Source organism: Microbacterium arabinogalactanolyticum, assembly GCF_030268005.1.
GTDB lineage: Bacteria > Actinomycetota > Actinomycetes > Actinomycetales > Microbacteriaceae > Microbacterium > Microbacterium arabinogalactanolyticum.
In genome coordinates, this window is record NZ_BRZC01000004.1 from 522,167 (window position 1) to 542,681 (window position 20,515).

19 protein-coding genes and 1 tRNA gene are annotated in these 20,515 nt (G+C 69.8%); 9 read left to right on the top strand and 11 right to left on the bottom strand.

The window, feature by feature from the left end; genetic code table 11:
• Positions 1–53: 53 nt before the first annotated feature.
• Both cysK and epsC read left to right on the top strand, forming a co-directional pair.
• Positions 54–1,001 (top strand): cysteine synthase A, encoded by a 948-nt coding sequence (gene cysK, locus MIAR_RS06995; RefSeq protein WP_285633332.1) that lies wholly within the window; start codon positions 54–56, stop codon positions 999–1,001.
• A 1-nt stretch (position 1,002) separates the two neighbouring features.
• Positions 1,003–1,572, top strand: a complete 570-nt coding sequence (gene epsC / locus MIAR_RS07000) for a serine O-acetyltransferase EpsC (RefSeq protein ID WP_285633335.1) — start codon at positions 1,003–1,005, stop codon at positions 1,570–1,572.
• A 43-nt stretch (positions 1,573–1,615) separates the two neighbouring features.
• Here epsC and prfA read toward each other — a convergent pair whose 3' ends face one another.
• The 5 genes from prfA to lysA all read right to left on the bottom strand — a co-directional run bounded on the left by prfA (position 1,616) and on the right by lysA (position 8,666).
• Positions 1,616–2,698, bottom strand: coding sequence for a peptide chain release factor 1 (prfA, locus tag MIAR_RS07005; RefSeq protein WP_285633338.1), 1,083 nt, complete (start codon positions 2,696–2,698; stop codon positions 1,616–1,618).
• Positions 2,699–2,718: 20 nt separating this feature from the next.
• Entirely contained in the window at positions 2,719–4,728 is a 2,010-nt protein-coding gene (gene rho, locus MIAR_RS07010; RefSeq protein ID WP_425561557.1) for a transcription termination factor Rho, read from the bottom strand.
• Between the two features lie 167 nt (positions 4,729–4,895).
• A complete protein-coding gene (gene thrB / locus MIAR_RS07015; protein WP_285635674.1) occupies positions 4,896–5,858 on the bottom strand; it encodes a homoserine kinase in 963 nt (320 codons plus the stop codon).
• A gap of 29 nt (positions 5,859–5,887) precedes the next feature.
• Positions 5,888–7,204, bottom strand: a complete 1,317-nt coding sequence (locus MIAR_RS07020; protein ID WP_285633341.1) for a homoserine dehydrogenase — start codon at positions 7,202–7,204, stop codon at positions 5,888–5,890.
• Positions 7,205–7,274: 70 nt separating this feature from the next.
• A complete protein-coding gene (gene lysA / locus MIAR_RS07025; RefSeq protein WP_285633344.1) occupies positions 7,275–8,666 on the bottom strand; it encodes a diaminopimelate decarboxylase in 1,392 nt (463 codons plus the stop codon).
• A gap of 117 nt (positions 8,667–8,783) precedes the next feature.
• Here lysA and MIAR_RS07030 point away from each other — a divergent pair, with 117 nt between their 5' ends.
• Positions 8,784–9,824: a YhjD/YihY/BrkB family envelope integrity protein gene (locus MIAR_RS07030; RefSeq protein WP_285633347.1), complete on the top strand. Its 1,041-nt coding sequence runs from the start codon at positions 8,784–8,786 to the stop codon at positions 9,822–9,824.
• A gap of 6 nt (positions 9,825–9,830) precedes the next feature.
• Here the strand turns inward: MIAR_RS07030 and MIAR_RS07035 are convergent, their stop codons facing one another.
• Genes MIAR_RS07035 through MIAR_RS07045 form a run of 3 tightly spaced genes read right to left on the bottom strand, consistent with a single transcriptional unit; the run spans position 9,831 to position 13,287 of the window.
• The gene (locus tag MIAR_RS07035) at positions 9,831–10,607 is read right to left on the bottom strand and encodes an LmeA family phospholipid-binding protein (protein WP_285633350.1); all 777 of its coding nucleotides are present in this window, start codon (positions 10,605–10,607) and stop codon (positions 9,831–9,833) included.
• Between the two features lies 1 nt (position 10,608).
• Positions 10,609–12,276 (bottom strand): arginine--tRNA ligase, encoded by a 1,668-nt coding sequence (gene argS, locus MIAR_RS07040; RefSeq protein WP_285633353.1) that lies wholly within the window; start codon positions 12,274–12,276, stop codon positions 10,609–10,611.
• Positions 12,277–12,303: 27 nt separating this feature from the next.
• Positions 12,304–13,287 (bottom strand): N-acetylglucosamine kinase, encoded by a 984-nt coding sequence (locus MIAR_RS07045; RefSeq protein WP_285633356.1) that lies wholly within the window; start codon positions 13,285–13,287, stop codon positions 12,304–12,306.
• Positions 13,288–13,377: 90 nt separating this feature from the next.
• On the opposite strand from MIAR_RS07045, the gene MIAR_RS07050 reads away from it, so the two are divergent.
• From MIAR_RS07050 to MIAR_RS07075, 6 genes are all read left to right on the top strand, one after another.
• On the top strand, positions 13,378–14,310 hold the full coding sequence (locus MIAR_RS07050) for a MurR/RpiR family transcriptional regulator (protein WP_285633359.1): 933 nt from the start codon (positions 13,378–13,380) through the stop codon (positions 14,308–14,310).
• Positions 14,307–15,059 (top strand): sugar isomerase domain-containing protein, encoded by a 753-nt coding sequence (locus MIAR_RS07055; protein ID WP_285633362.1) that lies wholly within the window; start codon positions 14,307–14,309, stop codon positions 15,057–15,059. The genes MIAR_RS07050 and MIAR_RS07055 overlap by 4 nt, the downstream gene beginning before the upstream one ends.
• Positions 15,060–15,142: 83 nt before the next feature.
• On the top strand, positions 15,143–16,561 hold the full coding sequence (ngcE, locus tag MIAR_RS07060; protein WP_285633364.1) for an N-acetylglucosamine/diacetylchitobiose ABC transporter substrate-binding protein: 1,419 nt from the start codon (positions 15,143–15,145) through the stop codon (positions 16,559–16,561).
• A gap of 71 nt (positions 16,562–16,632) precedes the next feature.
• Positions 16,633–17,580 carry a carbohydrate ABC transporter permease gene (locus MIAR_RS07065; protein ID WP_285633367.1) on the top strand — a complete coding sequence of 316 codons (948 nt, stop codon included), beginning with the start codon at positions 16,633–16,635 and terminating at the stop codon, positions 17,578–17,580.
• Positions 17,577–18,485, top strand: a complete 909-nt coding sequence (locus MIAR_RS07070) for a carbohydrate ABC transporter permease (RefSeq protein ID WP_285633370.1) — start codon at positions 17,577–17,579, stop codon at positions 18,483–18,485. The genes MIAR_RS07065 and MIAR_RS07070 overlap by 4 nt, the downstream gene beginning before the upstream one ends.
• Before the next feature lie 105 nt (positions 18,486–18,590).
• Complete coding sequence (locus MIAR_RS07075; protein ID WP_285633373.1) at positions 18,591–19,385, top strand: SGNH/GDSL hydrolase family protein; 795 nt, start codon at positions 18,591–18,593, stop codon at positions 19,383–19,385.
• On the opposite strand, the gene MIAR_RS07080 is transcribed toward MIAR_RS07075, so the two are convergent.
• The 3 genes from MIAR_RS07080 to MIAR_RS07090 all read right to left on the bottom strand — a co-directional run bounded on the left by MIAR_RS07080 (position 19,345) and on the right by MIAR_RS07090 (position 20,471).
• Positions 19,345–19,920 (bottom strand): DUF488 domain-containing protein, encoded by a 576-nt coding sequence (locus MIAR_RS07080; RefSeq protein ID WP_285633376.1) that lies wholly within the window; start codon positions 19,918–19,920, stop codon positions 19,345–19,347. The genes MIAR_RS07075 and MIAR_RS07080 overlap by 41 nt on opposite strands.
• Positions 19,913–20,128 (bottom strand): hypervirulence associated TUDOR domain-containing protein, encoded by a 216-nt coding sequence (locus MIAR_RS07085; RefSeq protein WP_285633378.1) that lies wholly within the window; start codon positions 20,126–20,128, stop codon positions 19,913–19,915. Before MIAR_RS07085 ends, MIAR_RS07080 begins: the two co-directional genes overlap by 8 nt.
• A gap of 270 nt (positions 20,129–20,398) precedes the next feature.
• A tRNA-Arg gene (locus MIAR_RS07090) sits at positions 20,399–20,471 on the bottom strand.
• Between the last annotated feature and the right edge of the window lie 44 nt (positions 20,472–20,515).

Genomic DNA, 20,515 nt, shown 5'->3' on the forward strand with positions numbered 1-20,515 from the left:
GTCGTAGGCTGAGCACGCTGATCACTTCGACACCCTTCGACGAAAGGCCCGCCATGACCGGCATCCACTCCGACATCACCTCCGCATTCGGCAACACCCCGCTGGTGCGCCTGAATCGCGTCACCGAGGGCCTGGACGCGACCGTGGTCGCGAAGCTGGAGTTCTACAACCCGGCATCCAGCGTCAAGGACCGCATCGGCATCGCCATGGTCGACGCGGCCGAGGCGTCGGGCCAGCTCAAGCCCGGCGGCACGATCCTCGAGGCCACCAGCGGGAACACCGGCATCGCGCTCGCGATGGTGGGGGCCGCGCGCGGCTACAAGGTGATCCTCACCATGCCGGCGTCGATGTCCAAGGAGCGTCGCGTGCTGCTGCGCGCGTTCGGCGCCGAGATCGTGCTCACCGACCCGACCAAGGGCATGACGGGATCCATCGACGCGCTGAAGGAGATCCTCGCCGAGAACCCGGGTGCCGTGTGGGCCCGCCAGTTCGAGAACGAGGCCAACCCCCGGATCCACCGCGAGACCACCGCCCAGGAGATCCTGCGCGACACCGACGGGAACATCGACATCCTGGTCGCAGGTGTCGGGACCGGTGGCACCGTCACCGGCGTCGGCCAGGCGCTGAAGGCGGTCAAGCCCGAGGTGCAGGTGATCGCGGTCGAGCCGAAGGACTCCCCCGTGCTCAGCGAGGGCCACCCCGGCCCGCACAAGATCCAGGGCATCGGCCCGAACTTCGTCCCGCCGGTGCTCGACCGCGACGTGATCGACGAGGTCTACCCCGTGGAGTTCGAGGACTCGCTGCGCACCGCGCGCGACCTCGCCGCCAAGGAGGGACTGCTCGTGGGCATGTCCGCCGGCGCCGCGGTGTGGGCGGCCCTGAACATCGCCCGTCGCCCCGAGAACGCGGGCAAGACCATCGTCGCGGTCGTCCCCGACACCGGTGAGCGCTACATCTCGACCGCGCTGTTCGAGGACCTGCGCGACCAGCCGAAGGACTGAGATGGGCATGATCGGGCGGCTGCGCGAGGACGTCGCAGCCGCACGCAGGCGCGACCCGGCGGCGCGCTCCGGACTCGAGGTGGCACTGCTGTACCCGGGGCTGCACGCCATCTGGGCGCACCGGGTCTGGCATGCGCTGTGGCGGCGCGGCATCCGATTCCCGGCGCGGATGGGCTCGCAGGTGTCGCGCTGGCTGACCGGCATCGAGATCCACCCCGGCGCGCGCATCGGCCGGCGCTTCTTCATCGACCACGGCATGGGCGTCGTGATCGGCGAGACCGCGGAGGTCGGCGACGACGTGATGCTGTACCACGGCGTGACGCTCGGCGGCCGCACACGGGATCACGGCAAGCGGCATCCGACGCTGGAGGACGGCGTCGCGGTCGGCGCCGGGGCGAAGATCCTCGGTCCGGTGCGCATCGGCGCGCGCTCGGTCATCGGGGCGAACGCGGTCGTGACCCGTGACGCCCCGCCGGACAGCGTGCTGGTGGGCATCCCCGCGAAGGCGCGCCCGCGCGACGCGGACGAGAGCGTCCGCGTCCTGCTGTCCGTCCCCGACTACTCGATCTGAGCGGCCGACTACTCGATCTGAGCGGCCGCGCGCCGACGGCGGGTCAGGACGCGTCGGAGCCGACGGCGGCGAGGCGCTCGGCCTCGTCGGCCTCGATGCAGGACTCGATGATCGGCTCGAGCGCGCCGTCCATGACCTGGTCGAGGTTGTACGCCTTGTACCCCGTGCGATGGTCCGCGATCCGGTTCTCCGGGAAGTTGTAGGTGCGGATGCGCTCCGAGCGATCCATACCGCGGATCTGCGAGCGACGGGCGTCGGATGCGGCGGCTGCCAGCTCCTCCTGCTGACGCGCCAGCAGCCGGGCGCGCAGCACGCGCATGCCGGCTTCGCGGTTCTGCAGCTGCGACTTCTCGTTCTGCATCGACACCACGATGCCGGTCGGCACATGCGTGATGCGCACGGCCGAGTCGGTGGTGTTCACCGACTGCCCGCCGGGACCGGACGATCGGTACACGTCGATCTTCAGATCGTTCGGATCGATCTGGATCTCCTCCGGCTCGTCGACCTCGGGGAAGACCAGCACACCGGTGGTCGAGGTGTGGATGCGTCCCTGCGACTCGGTGGCCGGCACGCGCTGCACGCGGTGCACGCCGCCCTCGTACTTCAGGTGCGCCCAGACACCCTGCGAGGGATCGCTGGAGGATCCCTTGATCGCCACCTGCACGTCCTTGTATCCGCCGAGATCGGACTCGTTGCGCTCGAGCAGCTCGGTCTTCCACCCGCGGTGCGCTGCGTACTGGATGTACATCCGCAGCAGGTCCGCGGCGAACAGCGCCGACTCGGCGCCGCCCTCCCCCGCCTTGATCTCCATGATCACGTCACGGGCGTCGTCCGGGTCGCGCGGGATCAGCAGCCGGCGCAGCTTCTCCTGCGCGGCGTGCAGCCCGGCCTCCAGCTCGGGAACCTCGTCGGCGAACGCCTCGTCCTCGCGGGCGAGCTCACGGGCGGCCTCCAGGTCCTCGCCTGCAGCGACCCACGCCTCGTGCGCGGCGACGATCTTCGACAGCTCGGCGTAGCGACGGTTGACGCGCTTCGCCCGCGCGGCATCGGCGTGCACCGCCGGGTCGGAGAGCTCCTCCTGCACCCGGCGATGCTCGTCGATCAGAGCCTGGACGGACTCGAACACAGATCAGTCCCGACTGCAGCTCAGCGGATGTTGTTCTCGTGCGCGTGCGAGGAACCGGTCGAGGTGGGCGCCGGGATCGACTTCTGCATCTGGAACAGGAACTCGACGTTCGAGCTCGTCTCCTTCAGCTTGCCGAGCACGACCTCCAGGGCCTGCTGCGGGTCCAGGCCCGCGAGGGCACGGCGCAGCTTCCAGGTGATCTTGACCTCGTCGGCCGAGAGCAGCATCTCCTCGCGGCGGGTGCTGGACGCGTTGACGTCCACGGCCGGGAAGATCCGCTTGTCGGCCAGCGCGCGCGACAGGCGCAGCTCGCTGTTGCCGGTGCCCTTGAACTCCTCGAAGATGACCTCGTCCATCTTGGAGCCGGTCTCCACGAGCGCGGTCGCGAGGATGGTCAGCGAGCCGCCGTTCTCGATGTTGCGCGCGGCGCCGAAGAAGCGCTTCGGCGGGTACAGCGCCGAAGCGTCGACTCCACCGGTCAGCACGCGGCCGGAGGCGGGCGCCGAAATGTTGTACGCACGGCCCAGTCGGGTGATCGAGTCGAGCAGCACGACCACGTCGCGGCCCAGCTCCACCAGTCGCTTCGCGCGCTCGATGGCGAGCTCGGCGACCGTGGTGTGGTCCTCGGCGGGGCGGTCGAAGGTGGAGGCGATGACCTCGCCCTTCACCGTGCGCTGCATGTCGGTGACCTCTTCGGGCCGCTCGTCGACGAGCACGACCATGAGGTGCACCTCGGGGTTGTTCTGCGCGATCGCGTTCGCGATCTGCTGCAGCACGATGGTCTTGCCGGCCTTGGGCGGCGCGACGATCAGGCCGCGCTGGCCCTTGCCGATCGGGGCGACCAGGTCGATGATGCGCTGGGTCAGCTTCTCGGGCGCCGTCTCCAGGCGCAGGCGCTCCTGCGGGTACAGCGGGGTCAGCTTGCCGAACTCGACGCGGTTGCCCGCATCCTCGGGCGAGAGGCCGTTGATCGAGTCGACCTTGACCAGGGCGTTGTACTTCTGGCGGCCCTGCTGCTCGCCCTCGCGCGGCTGCTTGATGGCGCCGACGATCGCGTCGCCCTTGCGCAGGTTGTACTTCTTGACCTGTCCGAGCGAGACGTAGACGTCGCTGGCGCCGGCGAGGTAGCCGGTGGTGCGCACGAACGCGTAGTTGTCGAGCACGTCGAGGATGCCCGCGACGGGGATCAGCACGTCGTCCTCGCCGATCTCGGTCTCGAACTCGTCGGCGTTCTGGTTGGCACCACCACGGCGCTTGTTGCGCTGGCGGGTGCGGCCAGAGCCCTGCTCGTCGTCGCCCTGGGCGTCGTCCTGCTGGCCACCACGGCTGTTCTGGCCGCCCTGCTGGCCGCCGTTCTGGCCGTTCTGACCGTTCTCGCCCTTGCCGCCGCGACCACGGCTGCGGCTCCGGCTGCGGCTCCGGCTCCGGCCGGAGCCCTCGCCGTCGGCCTGCTCTCCGTCGGCAGTCGAGCTCTGCTCTCCCTGCGCGACCTCGGCGGGTGCGGACTCGGCAGGCTTGTCACCCGATGCCTCGGATGCGGCGCCCTCGGCCGCGTCGGCGGCCTTCGAGCCGCGACGCCCGCGTGCGGGGCGCTTGGCCGGTGCGGCCGAGTCGTCGGATGCGGCGGCGTCCGCGGCCTCTGCCGGGGCGGACTGCTCGGCGGTGGTCTCGGCGGGAGCCGCGGCATCCTCCGTCGCCGTCTTGCCGGCGGCGCGCGATGCGCGCTTGCGGACGGGCTTGGCCGGTGCCTCGTCGGCGGCGGGCGCCTCGGCGACGGGGATGTCGAGCGTCTCGGCGTCCGCCTTCTTCGCGCGGGTGCGGCGCGCGGCCTTCGGCTTCTCCTCCGCGGCGGGCGCCGCCTCGGAGGCCGGCGCAGCCGGCGCCTCGGTCACCGCAGCCGGCGCCTCGGCGGCAGCAGCGGCGGATGCTGTGGTGGCGCGACGCGGAGCGCGCTTGCGCACCGGAGCAGCCTCGGAAGCCGGCGCCTCAGCGGTCGGCTGGTCGTTCTGGGTCTCGGAGAAGGTCTCCACGAGTACTCCCTCATATGTCGTGGGAAATGAGCAATCCAGATGTGCGCAGCAGAAGCTGCGCGTTTCACACGCGCCGACGCAGAAGAGCGTCTGCCGGCCAGAACCTGGATGGTGCTGGGGATCGCGTGCGGATTTCGCAGAAGTGCGATGGGGCGAGATTCACGAAGTTACGTGGAGCCCTCCGCTCGATCCCTAACTGTACCACCACGCACGTCGACGGCGAGCATGTGCGCGTCCCACGGAGTGTCCGTGACGGCGTCCGCCACCTCGACCGCGCGCTGGCGCGTGCCTGGTCCGTCCGCGAGCACCAGCACGCTCGGCCCTGCGCCGGACACGACGGCGGCGAAGCCCTCGGCTCGCAGCGCCTGCACGAGTCGCAGGGTCTCCGGCATCGCGGCGCCGCGGTAGTCCTGGTGCAGCCGGTCGGCGGTGGCGTCCAGCATCAGCTCGGGGCTCTGCGTCAGCGCCGCCACCAGCAGCGCGGAGCGCGAGACGTTGAACACGGCGTCCTCGCGCGGCACGTGCGGCGGCTGCAGCGAGCGCGCGAGCGAGGTCGACATGGTGAACCCGGGCACGAACACCAGCGGAGCGACGCCGCGATGCACCAGCAGCTTCTTGTGCTGCGGTCCGCGCTCGCCCATCCAGGCGATCGTCAGGCCCCCGAAGAGCGCCGGAGCGACGTTGTCGGGGTGCCCCTCCAGCTCGGTGGCCAGGCGCAGCAGCGCCTCGTCGTCGAGGTCGACGTCTCCTGCCAGCAGACCCTTGGCGATCAGGATGCCGGCGGTGACCGCCGCACCCGATGACCCCAGGCCGCGCCCGTGCGGGACGCCGTTGAGGGCGTGGATGCGCAGACCAGGCATCCGTCGCCCGGCATCGGCGTAGACGTGCGCGATGGTGCGGACCACGAGGTTGCTCGCGTCCGTGGGGATCTCGGCGGCGCCCGATCCCTCGACTTCGATCTCCAGGCGGTCGTCGTCGAAGGACGACGCCGTGAGCGTGTCGTAGATGCTGAGCGCGAGGCCCAGGGTGTCGAAACCGGGGCCGAGGTTCGCGCTGGTGGCCGGCACCGTCACGATGACCGTGCGCAGCGCGCCCTCGACGGCGTGCGCCTCGGAGACGACGGGCTCCATGTCCGCCGGCACGAGGGTGACGGTCATGCTCACTCCCCTTCGACGCGAAGCACTGAGACGACGTGCTCGACGACGTCGCTGGCCGTGAGCCGCTCGACAGCCGCGCTCAGCGCGCTGTCCGCCGCGCGGTGCGTTCCGATGATCAGGCGCGCGGTGCTGCGCTGCTCCCCCTCGACCGCGGGGATCGCGGTCTGCACGAGCGTCGCCACCGAGACGCCGCCCTCGCTGAGGAGGCCTGCGATCGACGCCAGCACGCCCGGCTGGTCGGCGACCTCGAGTGTGATCTGGTAGCGGGTCACGACGTGGCCGATCGAGACGATCGGCAGGTTCGCCCTGGTCGACTCGCCGACCCCGGTGCCGCCGGCCATGTGGCGCCGGGCGGCGGAGACGACGTCACCGAGCACGGCGGATGCGGTCTGCATCCCACCCGCTCCCGCGCCGTAGAACATCAGGGAGCCGGCCGCCTCGGCCTCGACGAAGACCGCGTTGTTCGCGCCGTGCACGGAGGCGAGCGGATGCGAGCGCGGCACGAGTGCCGGATACACGCGCACCGAGATCGACTCGCCGTCCTCCGTGGTCAGGCGCTCGCAGACGGCGAGCAGCTTGATCACGAAGCCGGCCTCGCGGGCCTCCTCGATCATGTCGGCGGTGATGGTCGTGATGCCCTCGCGGTGCACGGCGTCGAGCGGGACGGCGGTGTGGAAGGCCAGGGATGCCAGGATCGCCGCCTTCTGCGCGGCGTCGTAGCCCTCGACGTCAGCCGTCGGGTCGGCCTCGGCGTAGCCCAGCCGCTGCGCGTCGGCGAGCACGTCGGCGAAGTCGGCGCCCTCGCTGTCCATGCGATCGAGGATGTAGTTCGTGGTGCCGTTGACGATGCCCATGATCCGCACCACGCGGTCGCCGGCGAGCGAGTCGCGCAGCGGCCGGATGATCGGGATCGCGCCCGCGGCGGCCGCCTCGTAGTAGACCGAGGCGCCGACCCGGTCGGCGGCCTCGAAGACCTCGGGGCCGTGAGTGGCCAGCAGGGCCTTGTTGGCGGTGACCACGTCGGCGCCCGAGCCCAGGCCCAGGAGGATGTGCGAACGCGCCGGCTCGATGCCGCCCATCAGCTCGATCACGATGTCGGCGCTCGTGATCAGCGCCTCCGGGTCGGTCGTGTACAGCTCGCGAGGCAGCTCGACGTCGCGCGGCGCGTCGGGGTTGCGCACCGCGATGCCCGCCAGCTCCAGCCGCGCGCCCGCGCGGTCGGCGAGCTCGTCGCCGTGCTTGAGCAGCAGGGACGCCACCTGCGAGCCCACGGCTCCGGCACCCAGCAGTGCCACACGAAGTCGTCGGTAATCAGTCATCAGCGCTCCTCAGCACATCGGGGTCGTCGGGTGCCGGGCGCGGAATGCGCGCCCGACGTCTGCAGGGGCTTCACCGCTCGATGCCGGCGTCGCGGGCGAGCAGGTCGTCCAGGCTCTCACCGCGCACGATCACCCGGGACTCCCCGTCGCGCACGGCGACGATCGGCGGGCGGGCGATGTGGTTGTAGTTGCTCGACAGCGGCGCGCAGTAGGCGCCTGTCGAGGGCACGGCCAGCAGGTCACCGGGGGCGACGTCGCCGGGAAGGTACTCGTGGTCGACGACGATGTCTCCGGACTCGCAGTGCTTGCCGACCACCCGCACGAGCACCGGGGCGTCCTCGCCGGCGCGCGACGCCAGACGCGCCGAGTACTGCGCACCGTACAGCGCGGGGCGGGCGTTGTCGCTCATGCCGCCGTCCACGCTCACGTAGCGCCGCTCCCCCTGCTCGAGGGCGACGTCCTTGATCGTGCCGACCTCGTAGAGCGTGATGCCGGCGTTGCCGACGATGGCCCGGCCGGGCTCGAACGACAGGGCGGGGATGCGGATGCCGCGTGCCGCGCATCCTTCTGCCACCGCGTCCACGATGCCCTGCGCGAGATCCTCGATGGGCTCAGGCGTGTCGACCCGGGTGTAGGCGATGCCGAAGCCGCCGCCGAGGTTCAGCTGCGGGACGTCGCCGCCCGCCAGCAGCTCCTGGTGCAGGTCGAGAACGCGTGCGGCCGACTCGCGGAAGCCGGCGACGCCGAAGATCTGAGACCCGATGTGGCAGTGCAGGCCGACGAACTCGAGGCCCTCGATCTCGCGGATGCGGGACACGAGCCCGGGGGCGAGGGACAGCGGGGTCCCGAACTTCTGATCCTCGTGCGCCGTCGCCAGGAAGTCGTGCGTCTCCGCGTGGACGCCGCTGTTGACGCGCAGCATGACGCGCTGCGTGGTCCCGGTGCGGGAGACGATGGCGGCGAGCCGCTCGATCTCGATCTCGCTGTCGATGACGACGGTGCCGATGCCGACCTCGACCGCCCGCTCCAGCTCGGGCACGGACTTGTTGTTGCCGTGGAAGCCCAGTCGTCCGGCATCCGCTCCGCCTGCCAGCGCCACCTCGAGCTCACCACCGGTGCAGACGTCGACGTTCAGGCCCTCCTCCGTCACCCACCGCACGACGGAGGTGTTCAGCAGGGCCTTGCCTGCGTAGTACACCCGCGCGGTGGTGCCGTGCGCCTCGGCCGCGGCGTCGAAGGCGGATCGGATGGCTGCCGCGCGACGCCGCACCTCGCCCTCGTCGAGGACCTGCAGCGGCGTGCCGTACGTGCGGGCCAGCAGCCCGGCCGGCACTCCCCCGACGATCAGCTCGCCATCCGCGTCGCGGTGGGCGGACGCCGGCCAGATCGCGGGCACGAGGTCGTTGGCGTCCTCGGGGACGACCAGCCATTCGGGAGCGGGCGATGAGACAGCTGAATGCACAGAGCACCAATCGTGGGCGGGACCTCGGGCGGGGAGCGCACGACGAGGCTGCCCCGATTCTAGGTCATCTCCGCAACCCCCTCCGCCTGTGTTCCCCGGCATGACTATGGTGGCCGGATGAGCCGACGAACCGATTCCCCGCGTCCCGGCGCCTTCGCCAGGGCGTCCGCCGCGGTCATCGCCCGAGCGCTGCGCTTGCGTCTGGTCCGGGCCGCCCTGCGCTATTCGGGGCACCGGGGCCCGGTGCTCGCTGATGCGGTGACCTACCGCGCCCTGTTCAGCGTGTTCGCCGCCGTGCTGCTGGCGTTCTCGGCCGCCGCGCTGTGGCTCTCACGGGACGACGCCGCGTGGGACGCGGTCGTGCACGCGGTCGACACCGCGGTGCCGGGCCTGATCCGCACCTCCGGCGGTCAGGGCATCGTCGATCTCGATGAGATCCGCGCTCCTGCCGGACTGTCGGTCACAGGGATCGTCTCACTGGCCGGGCTCATCGGCGCGGCGCTCGGCGCGATCAGCTCGCTGCGCATCTCGATCAGGTCGATGGCCGGCACGGCGCGCGACGACGTCGCCTGGTACCTGGTGATCGCGCGCAACGTCCTGCTCGCGCTGATCATCGCTGTGACGTTCGCCGGCGCCGCCGCCCTGACGCTGGCGGGCGAGTTCGTGGTCGACTGGCTCGCCGGCATCCTCGGTCTTCCCGCGAAGTCCGCCGCCGTGCTCTGGACGGTGCGGCTCGTCTCGCTCGTCATCGTGCTCGCGCTCAATGCGGTGCTCATCGCCGCGACCTTCCGGATGCTGTCGGGAGTGCCTGCCTCAGCACGATCGCTCTGGTCCGGCGCCGTGCTCGGCGGAATGGCGCTGCTGGTGCTGCAGGAGCTGTCGGGGCTGTTCGTCGGCGGCGCCAAGGCCAACCCGCTGCTCGCGTCGTTCGCGTCGCTGCTGGCGCTGCTGCTGTGGCTGAACCTGTCGACGCAGGTGATCCTGCTGGCGAGCGCGTTCATCGTGGTGTCGGTGCACGAGGAGCACGACCGCGTGGCAGCCAGGTTCGGAGCCACGACGCTCGCCGACGCCGCCGTGCGGCTCGCCGAGGAGGACGTGCGCACCGCGACCGAGGCGCTGCGCGCGGCCCGTGCGGGCGCGGAGCGCGCAGCACCCTGACGCCTGTCAGCGCGGGCAGGTGCCGTTCTCGAGCAGGGCAGGGTCCGTGGCGATGCGGCCGTCGGCGCTGATGTCGGCGACCGCGCTGGTTCCCTCGATGCGCAGGCCGGTGAGCGTGATGCCGGCCGGCAGGTGCTCCGCGATGCAGATGCGCTGGGGTGCGGCGAGCTGCGCGCCGAGGCCGCCCAGCACCCCGGAGAGCCTCTTCAGGTCGATCTCAGCGCCGCCGAGCGTCGCGGACACGGGCGTGAGCAGCAGGTCGCCGTCCTGAGCGCCAGGGGTGACCGTCAGGCCCACCGGGATCTCACGTCCGAGCAGGCTGAGCTCGCCCTGCACGGTGGCATCCGGTGCCGCCAGCACGACCCCGGTGATCGGCAGCTGCGAGTTCTTCAGCAGCGTCGTGAACTGGCCCTGATCGATGGCGATGGTGCCCTTCGCCGAGCCCAGGGCGCCGCCGCGGATCGGCACACCCGTGGCGGTCACATGCGCGGAGCCGGTGATCCCGCCGATCGTGACCTGCTTCGATGACAGCTGAAGCTCGTCCAGCGTTCCGGAGATCAGCTGCGGAAGCAGCACGCCGGACGCCTCCACGTCGAGCTGCTGGTCGGCCGGCAGCTTCAGCTCCTCGACGACCAGCGAGCGGACGATCCCCGGCAGAACGGCGCGCGCCACCACTTCGGCGGCGACGAGCAGAGCGGCGATCACCGCGACGACGATCAGCAGCACCCAGGGCCAGCGCGCATGCCGGCGGCGGACCTCCGCTTCTGGTGCCGCTGCCGTCATGTCACATCCGCTCGGGCGCGGAGACGCCCAGCAGCTCCAGACCGTTGCGCAGCACCTGGCCCGCGGCGTCGTTCAGCCAGAGACGCGTGCGGTGCACGGTCTCGATCGGGTCGTCGCCCTTGGGGATCACCCGGCAGTTGTCGTACCAGCGGTGGTACAGGCCGGCGAGCTCCTCGAGATAGCGCGCGATGCGGTGCGGCTCGCGCACCTCGGCCGCGAACGCGACGATGCGCGGGAACTCCTGCAGCGCACCCAGCAGCGCACCCTCGGTCTCGTGCACCAGAAGCTCCGGGGCGAACTCCGAGCGGTCGACGCCGGAGTCGGCGGCGTTGCGGGCGACGTTGTGCGTGCGCGCATGCGCGTACTGCACGTAGAAGACCGGGTTGTCGTTGGTGCGCTTCTGCAGCAGCTCCGGGTCCAGGTCCAGGGGCGAATCGGCGGGCGAGCGCTCCAGCGAGTAGCGCAGCGCGTCCGCGCCCAGCCAGTTCAGCAGGTCGTCCATCTCGATGATGTTCCCGGCGCGCTTGGACAGGCGCGCCCCGTTGATCGAGACCATCTGCCCGATCAGCACCTGGATGTTCTTCTCGGGATCCTCGCCCGCCGCTCCGGCGACGGCCTTGAGGCGGTTCACGTAGCCGTGGTGGTCGGCACCGAGCAGGTAGATCTTGTTCTGGAACCCGCGGTCGCCCTTGTTCAGGTAGTAGGCGGCGTCGGCGGCGAAGTAGGTGTACTCGCCGTTGGAGCGGCGGATGACGCGATCCTTGTCGTCCGTGAAGTCGGTGGTGCGCACCCACACCGCACCCTCGTCGTCGAAGACGTGTCCCTGCGCGCGCAGGCGGTCGACGGCCTGGTCGACCAGGCTGGGCCCGCCGTCCTCGCCGGCGGCGTGCAGCGTGCGCTCGGAGAACCACACGTCGAAGGGCACGTTGAAGCGCTCGAGCGAGTTCTTGATCTCGGCGAGCTGGTACTCGTAGGCCTGGTCGCGGGCGACGACGAGCTGCTCGTCCTCGGGGAGCTCCAGCAGCCCCGGGTGCGCGGCGAGCACCCGCTGGGCGAGCTCGGTGATGTACTCCCCCGGGTAGCCGCCCTCGGGGGTCGGCTCGCCCTTGGCCGCAGCCAGCACCGAGTGCGCGAAGCGCTCCATCTGGGCGCCGGCGTCATTGATGTAGTACTCGCGCACGGCATGCGCGCCGCTGGCCAGCAGCAGGCGCACGATCGAGTCGCCCAGCGCGGCCCACCGGGTGTGCGCGATGTGCAGCGGACCGGTGGGGTTCGCCGAGACGAACTCGACGTTCACCGAGACTCCGGCCTGGGAGTCGTTGGTTCCGTAGGCGGCGCCCGCGTCGACGATCGTCTTCGCGAGGGCTCCCGCGGCGCCGGCCTCCAGGCGGATGTTGATGAATCCGGGACCGGCGACCTCGACGCTCGAGATCCCGTCGACGGACGCCAGGTCATCGGCGATGCGCTGCGCGAGCTCCCGCGGGTTCGATCCGAGCTTCTTGGCCAGCCGCATGGCGATGTTGCTGGCCCAGTCGCCGTGGTCGCGATTGCGCGGACGGTCCAGCACGACGTCGGATGCCGTGAGCCCCAGCTCCTCGTCGGGTCGCAGCGACGTCGCGATCGGCGTCAGGACGGCGAGGATGGCTGCGGCGAGGGCTTCAGGATTCATAGACCCACAAGTCTACCGGCCCGGAACTCAGCGGAAGGCGGCGACGGTCTCCGTCAGACGGGCCAGGATCCGGTCGTCGGGGACGCCGCCCGCGGCGCGGATGGCGAGCATCGCCGCGCCGACCGCGCCATCGCTGACCGCGCGCATGTCCAGGTCGGCGGCCGCGACGCCGAGCCGAGCGAGGAAGGCATCGCGCACCGGTCCGCTGCGGGAGAGGACGCTGCCGCCGATCACCAGCGGCCCGGGCCCCCGCAGCACCGCGGAGAGCGTGCCCGCCAGGTGCTCCCCCGCTTCCTCGAGGATGCCGCGCGCCACCGCGTCGTCGACCTCGAAGGCGAAGGGCGCGAGCCCGGCGAGCTCGATCGGGGGCCGTGAGTACAGCGCTCCGACCAGGTCCTCGAGCTCCTGCCAGCGCCCGTCGTGCCGCACCTCCGTGCGGGCGAGGTCGTGGTGCGCCAGCACGAGGTCGGTGAGCCCCGTGCGCGGTCCCGTGCCGTCGAGGTCCTGCACGGCCGCCCGTGCGATCGCGTGCCCGATCCAGAACCCGCTCCCCCTGTCGCCGAGGAGCCACCCCAGCCCGTCGCCCGTCCCGTCGATCCGTCCGTCCTGCACGCGGATCACGCAGGCTCCGGTGCCGGAGACCAGCGCGTACCCGAATTCGGCGGCCGCCCCGCTGAAGTAGGTCGCCAGCAGGTCGGACTCGAACACCAGCCGCCCGGTGAACCCCTGCGGGGTGAGTCGGTCCAGCAGCCAGTCCGCACCGCCGGCGGCCCGCATCCCGGCCATCGCCGGCACGATCACCGCGATGTCGGCGAGGGTGCGGCCGGACGGCGAGAGGGCTGCGCCCACAGCAGCCAGCACACCGTCCGCGGCGCGCTCCGGCCCTGCGGAGATGGGGTTCCCGCGCCCGCCGACGCCATAACCGAGGCACTCGCCGTGCAGGTCGGTCAGCACCGCTCTGGTCGAGGTCCCACCTGCGTCGATTCCCAGCAGCAGCGGTTCGTGACTCATTTGTGATGTTGTCCTATTTGACGTTTTCGTCGCGTGAGAATAGTTTTCATCTCAACGAGAAATACTCCGGGCGGGATTCAGGAGGCAATGGTGCCACGGACCAAGGACTTCGGCAACGGAATGACGATCGCGCGCCGCATCGCGGCCGGTCGTCACACCATGCCGACGGCGATGAGCAAGATCGCCGACGTGGTCACCGGTCACCCCGCGGCCCCGGTCGAGCTGACCATCACCGAGCTCGCCGACCGTGCCGGCACCTCCCCCGCGACCGTCACCCGCTTCTGCCGGGCGATCGGGTTCGACGGCTACACGCAGTTCCGCGTCGGTGTGGCGAGCGAGATCGGGCGCGGAGACGCCGACGAGAGCTGGCAGGCCGACATCGGCGAGGAGTTCGGCGCCACCGACGAGCCGGGCAAGGTGCTCCAGACGCTCGTCGCCCTGCACGTCGCCAGCCTGGAGAGCACGGCTGCACGCCTGGACCTCGACGCCGTCATGCAGGTCGCGAACGCCATCGCCGCCTCGCGCCACGTCGACATCTACGGCGTGGGCGGCAGCGGTGTCATCGCCCGGGAGTTCCAGGGCCGGCTGTACCGCATCGGCGTCAACGCCCACGCCTGGTCGGACGTGCACGACGGCCTCACCAGTGCCGTGATGCAGAACGCGTCCTCGGTCGCGATCGGCGTGTCGAGCACGGGCCGCACCGACGAGACCGTGCAGATGCTCTCCCAGGCGGGCGCGGCCGGTGCCTTCACCGTCGCGATCACCCATGACGCGGACTCATGGCTCGCAGGCATCGCCGACATCTCCCTCGCCACCGCCGAGCCATCGCACTACCTGCGCCCGGATGACCTCTCGGTCAAGCACTCGCAGCTGCTGGTGCTGGATCTGCTGTACCTGCTGGTGGCCCAGCAGATGTTCGGCGAGGCGTCCACGCATCTCGCCGCCAGCGCGATGGCGGTCTCCGCCCACCGTCGCCCGGTGCGCGTCCCCAAGCCCGCCCCCGTCACGGAGGAGAACCGATGACCGCCACCCCGACCGATCTGCTCCAGCAGGCGACCTCCCGGCTCGAGCGTCTCGCCGCGGATGCCGAGGCGGGCGCGCTCGATGCCGCCATCGCCCTCATGGTGAAGGCGCTGGACGACGGCGGAGTGATCCACGCGTTCGGCACCGGCCACTCCGAGGCGTTCGCGATGGAGATCGCGGGACGCGCCGGCGGGCTGATCCCCACCAACCGATTCGCGCTGCGCGACATCGTGATGCACGGCGACCGCGACGTCGACGTGCTCACCGGCTCCCTGGAGCGCGAGCCGTGGGTCGTGGACGAGCTCATGGCCACCGTCCCGGTCGGTGCGGGCGACGTGTTCCTGATCGCCTCCAATTCGGGCGTGAACGGATCGATCGTGGGCACCGCGCTGTGGGCGCAGGAGCACGGCCACAAGGTCATCGCCGTGACGAGCCTGCAGCACACCGCGCGCGTCGAGCCCAAGCATCCCAGCGGGAAGCGACTCAGCGAGATCGCCGATGTCGTCATCGACAACCTCGCCCCGTACGGCGACTCCACGCTCGAGATCACGGACGGCATCGGCGCCGGCGCGATCTCCTCCATCACCGCGGCCTTCATCGCGCAGCTGCTGACGCTCGGCGTCGCGCGCACGATCGCCGAGCGCGGTGAGACCCCACCGATGTACATCTCCGCCAACATCCCCGGCGGCGATGAGCACAACTCCGTCCTCGAGGACCGCTACGCGGGCCGCCTGCGGCGGGGAGCTTGACCTCAGAGCTCACCCTGGGACCCTGAGCTCGTCGAAGGGCCCGAACCCTGTACACCGATCACATCACTACGGAAGGTATGAAGATGGAACTCAAAGAAGCATCCATCAGCCGTCGCAACCTGCTGCGCGGCGCGGCCACGGCTGCTCTCCTGCTGCCGTTCGGCGCAACCCTCGCTTCGTGCGCAGCACCCGGCGGCGGCGGTGGCGGCGGCGCGGGAACCGGCAAGGTCACCGCTGACAACCCGTTCGGCGTCGCCGCCAACTCGAAGGTCGACGCGGTCATCTTCAACGGCGGCTATGGCATCGACTACGTCGAGACCTCGGCGAAGATCATGGAGGGGAACAAGAAGCTCGGCGGCGTGTCCGTCAAGGTGAACTCCTCGACCAAGATCGCCCAGGAGCTGCAGCCCCGATTCGTCGGTGGCAACCCGCCGGACCTCATCGACAACTCGGGCGCCAACTCGATCGGATGGAACACCATCCTCGACCAGCTCGAGACGCTCGACGACGTGCTCGACTCGAACAACCTCGAGGGCACCAAGATCAGCGACACGCTGTTCGGCGGTGTCAAGGCACCCGGCACCTTCGACGGCAAGTTCGTGGCGCTGAACTACGTCATGACCGTCTACGGCATCTGGTACTCATCCAGCCTGTTCGAGGAGAACGGCTGGACCGTCCCCACCTCGTGGCAGGACCTGAAGGCCCTCGGCGAGGCCGCCAAGGCGAAGGGCAAGTACCTCTTCCTCTGGGGCAAGGAGGCGGCGACCTACTACCAGACCATGGTGGTGGACTCCGCTGTCATCCAGGCCGGCGACGACGTGCGCCTGCCGCTGGAGAACCTCGACGCCAAGGCGTGGTCGCACCCGGCCATCCAGGGCATCCTCGAGATCCTCTACGACCTCATCAAGTCGGGCTACGTCAAGCCCGGTGGCGGTGGCACGCAGTTCACGCAGGCCCAGTCTCAGTGGAGCCTGGACCAGGAGGCGCTGCTGTACCCCTCGGGCTCGTGGATCGAGAACGAGATGAAGAAGACGACGAAGGACGGCTTCAAGATGAAGGGCATCGCGGAGCTGCCCCTCGACGCCAACCAGACGACCCCCAAGGGCACCATGCGCGCCGAAGCCGGCGAGCCGTTCATCGTCCCCAAGAAGGCGAAGAACCCGGCCGGCGGCAAGGAGCTGCTGCGCACGATGCTCTCGAAGGAGTCGGCCACCGCGTTCGCCAAGGCGAAGCTCGCGCCGACCATCGTCAAGGACACCGTCCCCGCCGACGGCTTCGGCTCGACGGCGCTCGTCTCCCAGTCGGAGCTGCTGGCCGCCGCAGGCGACAACGTCTTCACCATCAAGTCGTTCAACCTGTACGGCATGAACTCCGACCAGCTGCCGATCTGGAACTCGTTCCTGGGTGGCGGCATGACGGTGGCCGAGATCACCTCTCAGCTGCAGGCCCTGACCGACAAGGTCCGCGAGGACAGCTCGGTCAAGAAGATCGAGATCAAGTGAGCAATTCGACACCCAGCGGCGGACCCGGCCTTCAGACGGCCGCGGTCACTGCAACCCAGGCGGGGCGACGCATGTCGCCCCGCCTGGGCGGGCGCAGGCTGACCTTCGATTTCATCTCGTTCATCGCGGTCTTCCTGCTGCTGCCGCTGGCGATCTTCCTGATCTTCGTCATCTCGCCGTTCGTGCAGGCGCTGTACTACGCCATGACGAACTGGACCGGCTTCTCGCCGAACATGGACTTCGTCGGCCTCGACAACTACGTCCGGCTGTTCAACGACAGCACCTTCAAGCAGGCGATGCTCAACAACGTGGTGCTGGCGCTCATCGTGCCGCTCATCACCATCGTCATCGCCCTCGTCTTCGCCAGCATGATCACCGTCGGCGGCCCGAGCCACGGTCAGGTGCGGGGGCTCCGGGGTTCGAGCTTCTACCGCGTCATCTCGTTCTTCCCCTACGTCATCCCCGCGATCGTCATCGCGATCCTGTGGAGCATGATCTACGCGCCGACCGGCCTGCTCAACGGCGCGCTGGGCGCGATCGGCATCGACACCGGCCAGTTCGCCTGGCTCGGCGATGCGAACACCGCCATGGGAGCCACGATCTTCGTGATCGTCTGGAGCATGGTCGGCTTCTACATGATCCTGTTCATCGCCGCGATCAAGGGCATTCCCGCCGAGACGCTCGAGGCCGCCCGCATCGACGGCGCCGGCCGCTTCCGCACCGTGACCTCGATCCTGCTCCCGCAGATGCGCGACAACGTGCAGACCGCGTACATCTACCTCGGGATCATGGCCCTGGACGCGTTCGTCTACATGGCGGGCCTGAACTCGACCGGTGGTCCTGGCAACAGCACGCTGGTCATGAGCCAGTACCTGTTCCGCACCGCGTTCGAGAAGGGCCAATTCGGCCTCGCCACCGCCATGGGCGTGGTGCTCGCCGTGCTCACGCTGCTGTTCGCCGCCCTGATCATCGGCGTGTTCCGCCTGATCGGCGGCAAGGATGAAGGAGGACGCGCATGAGCACCGACACGCGCGCCGCAATCACGATCGATCGCCACTCGGCCTCCGCCAAGGACGTGCGCACCACGAAGTCGACCGCCGGCGACAAGGTCGTCGGCGGCATCTCCCACGTGGTGATGGTGATCTGGTCGCTGATCGTCATCCTGCCGATGCTCTGGACGCTGATCGGCTCGTTCAAGACCACGAAGGAGATCTTCAAGTCCCCCTTCGGCCTGCCCGCGAACTGGAACTTCGACAACTACGTCAGCGCCTGGGTCGACAACAACTTCGGCGGGATGTTCCTGAACACCGTGATCGTCGTGGGCGTCTCGCTCGTGCTCGTGATGGTGCTCGGCGCCATGTGCGCGTACGTGCTGGCACGGTTCTCGCTTCCCGGCAGCAAGGTCATCTACTACCTGATGCTGGCTGGACTGACCTTCCCGGTCTTCCTCGCCATCGTCCCGCTGTTCATGATCCTGCAGAACATGCAGCTGCTGAACACGCTGGCAGGCCTCATCGTCACCTATGTGGCGTTCGCGCTGCCGTTCACGGTGTTCTTCCTGTTCTCGTTCTTCAAGTCGCTGCCGTACGAGATCCAGGAGGCCGCCTACGTGGACGGGGCCAGTGAGTGGCGCACGTTCTTCCAGGTGATGCTCCCGATGGCCAAGCCCGGCATGGCCGCTGTCGCGATCATGAACTTCCTGGGTCTGTGGAACCAGTTCCTGCTGCCGATCTCGCTGAACGCGGACAAGGACAACTACGTGCTCTCGCAGGGTATGGCCGCCTACGCGTCGTCGGCCGGCTACGCCCTCGACTTCGGGCAGATGTTCGCCGCCGTGATGATCACCATCATCCCGGTGCTGATCGTCTACATCCTCTTCCAGCGCCAGCTGCAGGGATCCGTCTCGCAGGGCACCTCGAAGTAGCATCCGTCAGCTCCGAAGGCCCGGGTTCCTCAGGTTCCCGGGCCTTCGGCGTCCCACCGCGGCATCCGAATTCTGTTCTGACCGAACATGACTTACTCTTCTCCAATGACCACGCGTCCGCCGACCCGACGGCGCCGCACGGCCCTCGTGGTCGTGGGCGCGCTCGCTGCCGCGCTCACGGTGTTCCTCGGGATCTCCCGGCCGTGGATGCCGCCCGCGGAGACGCCGCCGATCGCGGCCGCCGAGAGCGGTGTCCAGCCCGCCCCGCTGGCGCTTCCCGAGCATCCGAAGGTGCTCGTGTTCGGAGACTCCTGGACGTACGGCTCGGCTGCCACTCCCCCGACGAACGGGTACGCGTATCTGCTCGCCGGACTCATCGACGGAACCACCGTGGTCGACGGCGTCCGCGGCAGCGGATACCAGAAGCCCGGACTCGACGGGCCCGACTACCTGACCCGCATCAGGGCGCTGGATCCGAGCATCGCCCCCGACCTGATCGTCATCGAGGGCTCGATCAACGATCGCCGCGAGAACGCCGCGGCGTTCCCCGCCGCCGTCAACGCCGCGTGGGATGCACTGACCGGCAAGTTCCCCGACGTCCCGATAGTCGTGCTGGGTCCCGCGCCGCACGAGCTGCCCGTCGGCGCATCGACGGCGCGCATCGACCACGACCTCTCACGTCTGGCGGCCCAGCGCGCCTGGTGGTACATCTCGCCCGTGCAGGAGAACTGGATCACGCCCGAGAACTACCTGCGTCTGATCGATGTGGGTGCGGGTCGCAGGCATCCGACGAACGCGGGCCACGAGTACCTCGCCGAGAAGGTGCACGACGCGCTGGAGCGCTTCAGCACGGCGCCGGTCACGGCGGCGGACGGCGCCCATCAGAAGCCGGCGAAGTAGGGTCCGCGGCCGGATAGACGACCTGAGTCCCCCGGATCACCGCACCCGGGGTGAGCTCGGCCGGCGAGATGCGCCCGTCGGGCATGATGTGCTCGACACGGATGCCGCGGGCCAGCAGGTGGTCCGCGATGATGCGGCGATGACAGCGCCACCACACGGCCTCCGAGCACATCACCGCGGTCCGGCTCTCACCGCCAAGGCGCACGAGCTCGTCGAGCCCACGGGCGAAGTCCGGGCCGAGCGCGTGGTCGGCGTAGTTGTGGAAGCTGCGGTTGCGCCAGAGCGCGTCCACCTCGTCGGGGACGTCGTGCTGCACGGGACGGCGACCGGTCAGCTCCGGGATGCGGGTGTACCGGATGCCGGCATCGGCGAGGCTCTCGGACAGGGCGTCCTGGTCGAACCAGGGGAAGCGCCGGGAGCCCGGCAGCCGCCGTACGTCGACGATCCCTCCGATGTCCGCATCGCTCAGCAGTCCGAGGAACTCGTCGAGCGGATGCGTGGAGTGCCCGACGGTGAGGATCGTCCGCTCAGTCATCGGCGAGCTTCAGGGCACCGCCCTTGTGCGCCGCGATGTGGTCGGTCCTGTCGCTCTTGATCTCGTACTGCGGATCGGCCTCGCTGGCACGGTGCGTGTGCCCCTTGTAGTCGAAATCGGCCGTGTGCACCTTGACGATGCGGCCGCTGACGTGACCGGCCTCGGAGTTCCAGGTGACGTGATCCCCGACCTTGAAGCGATGAGGCATGACGGGCTCTTCCTCCGATGGCAGCGTAGGGCTATTGTGCCTCGGACGGCGCGTCAGGTGGTCGCATCGAGGATCGAGACGGGAGACGGCCTTCGGCCGTCGTGCCCCCGCGTCCCCACCGGCCACTCACCGCGCCGCGGGTGGGCGAGGTCGGGTCGCGTTGCGCACGGAGGGGGCGCGGCGAGCCTCCTGGCCGGCGGGGCCCCTCTGTCGGGGGCGGGTAGAACGCTGAAGGCCGCCCCCGCAAGCGGGGGCGGCCTTCAGCGTTCGTGCCCCCGACAGGAATCGAACCTGCGACCTACGGTACCGGAAACCGGCGCTCTATCCGCTGAGCTACGGAGGCGAACTCATCGAGCCTATCATTCAGCGGGGCCCGTCCCGTTCCGC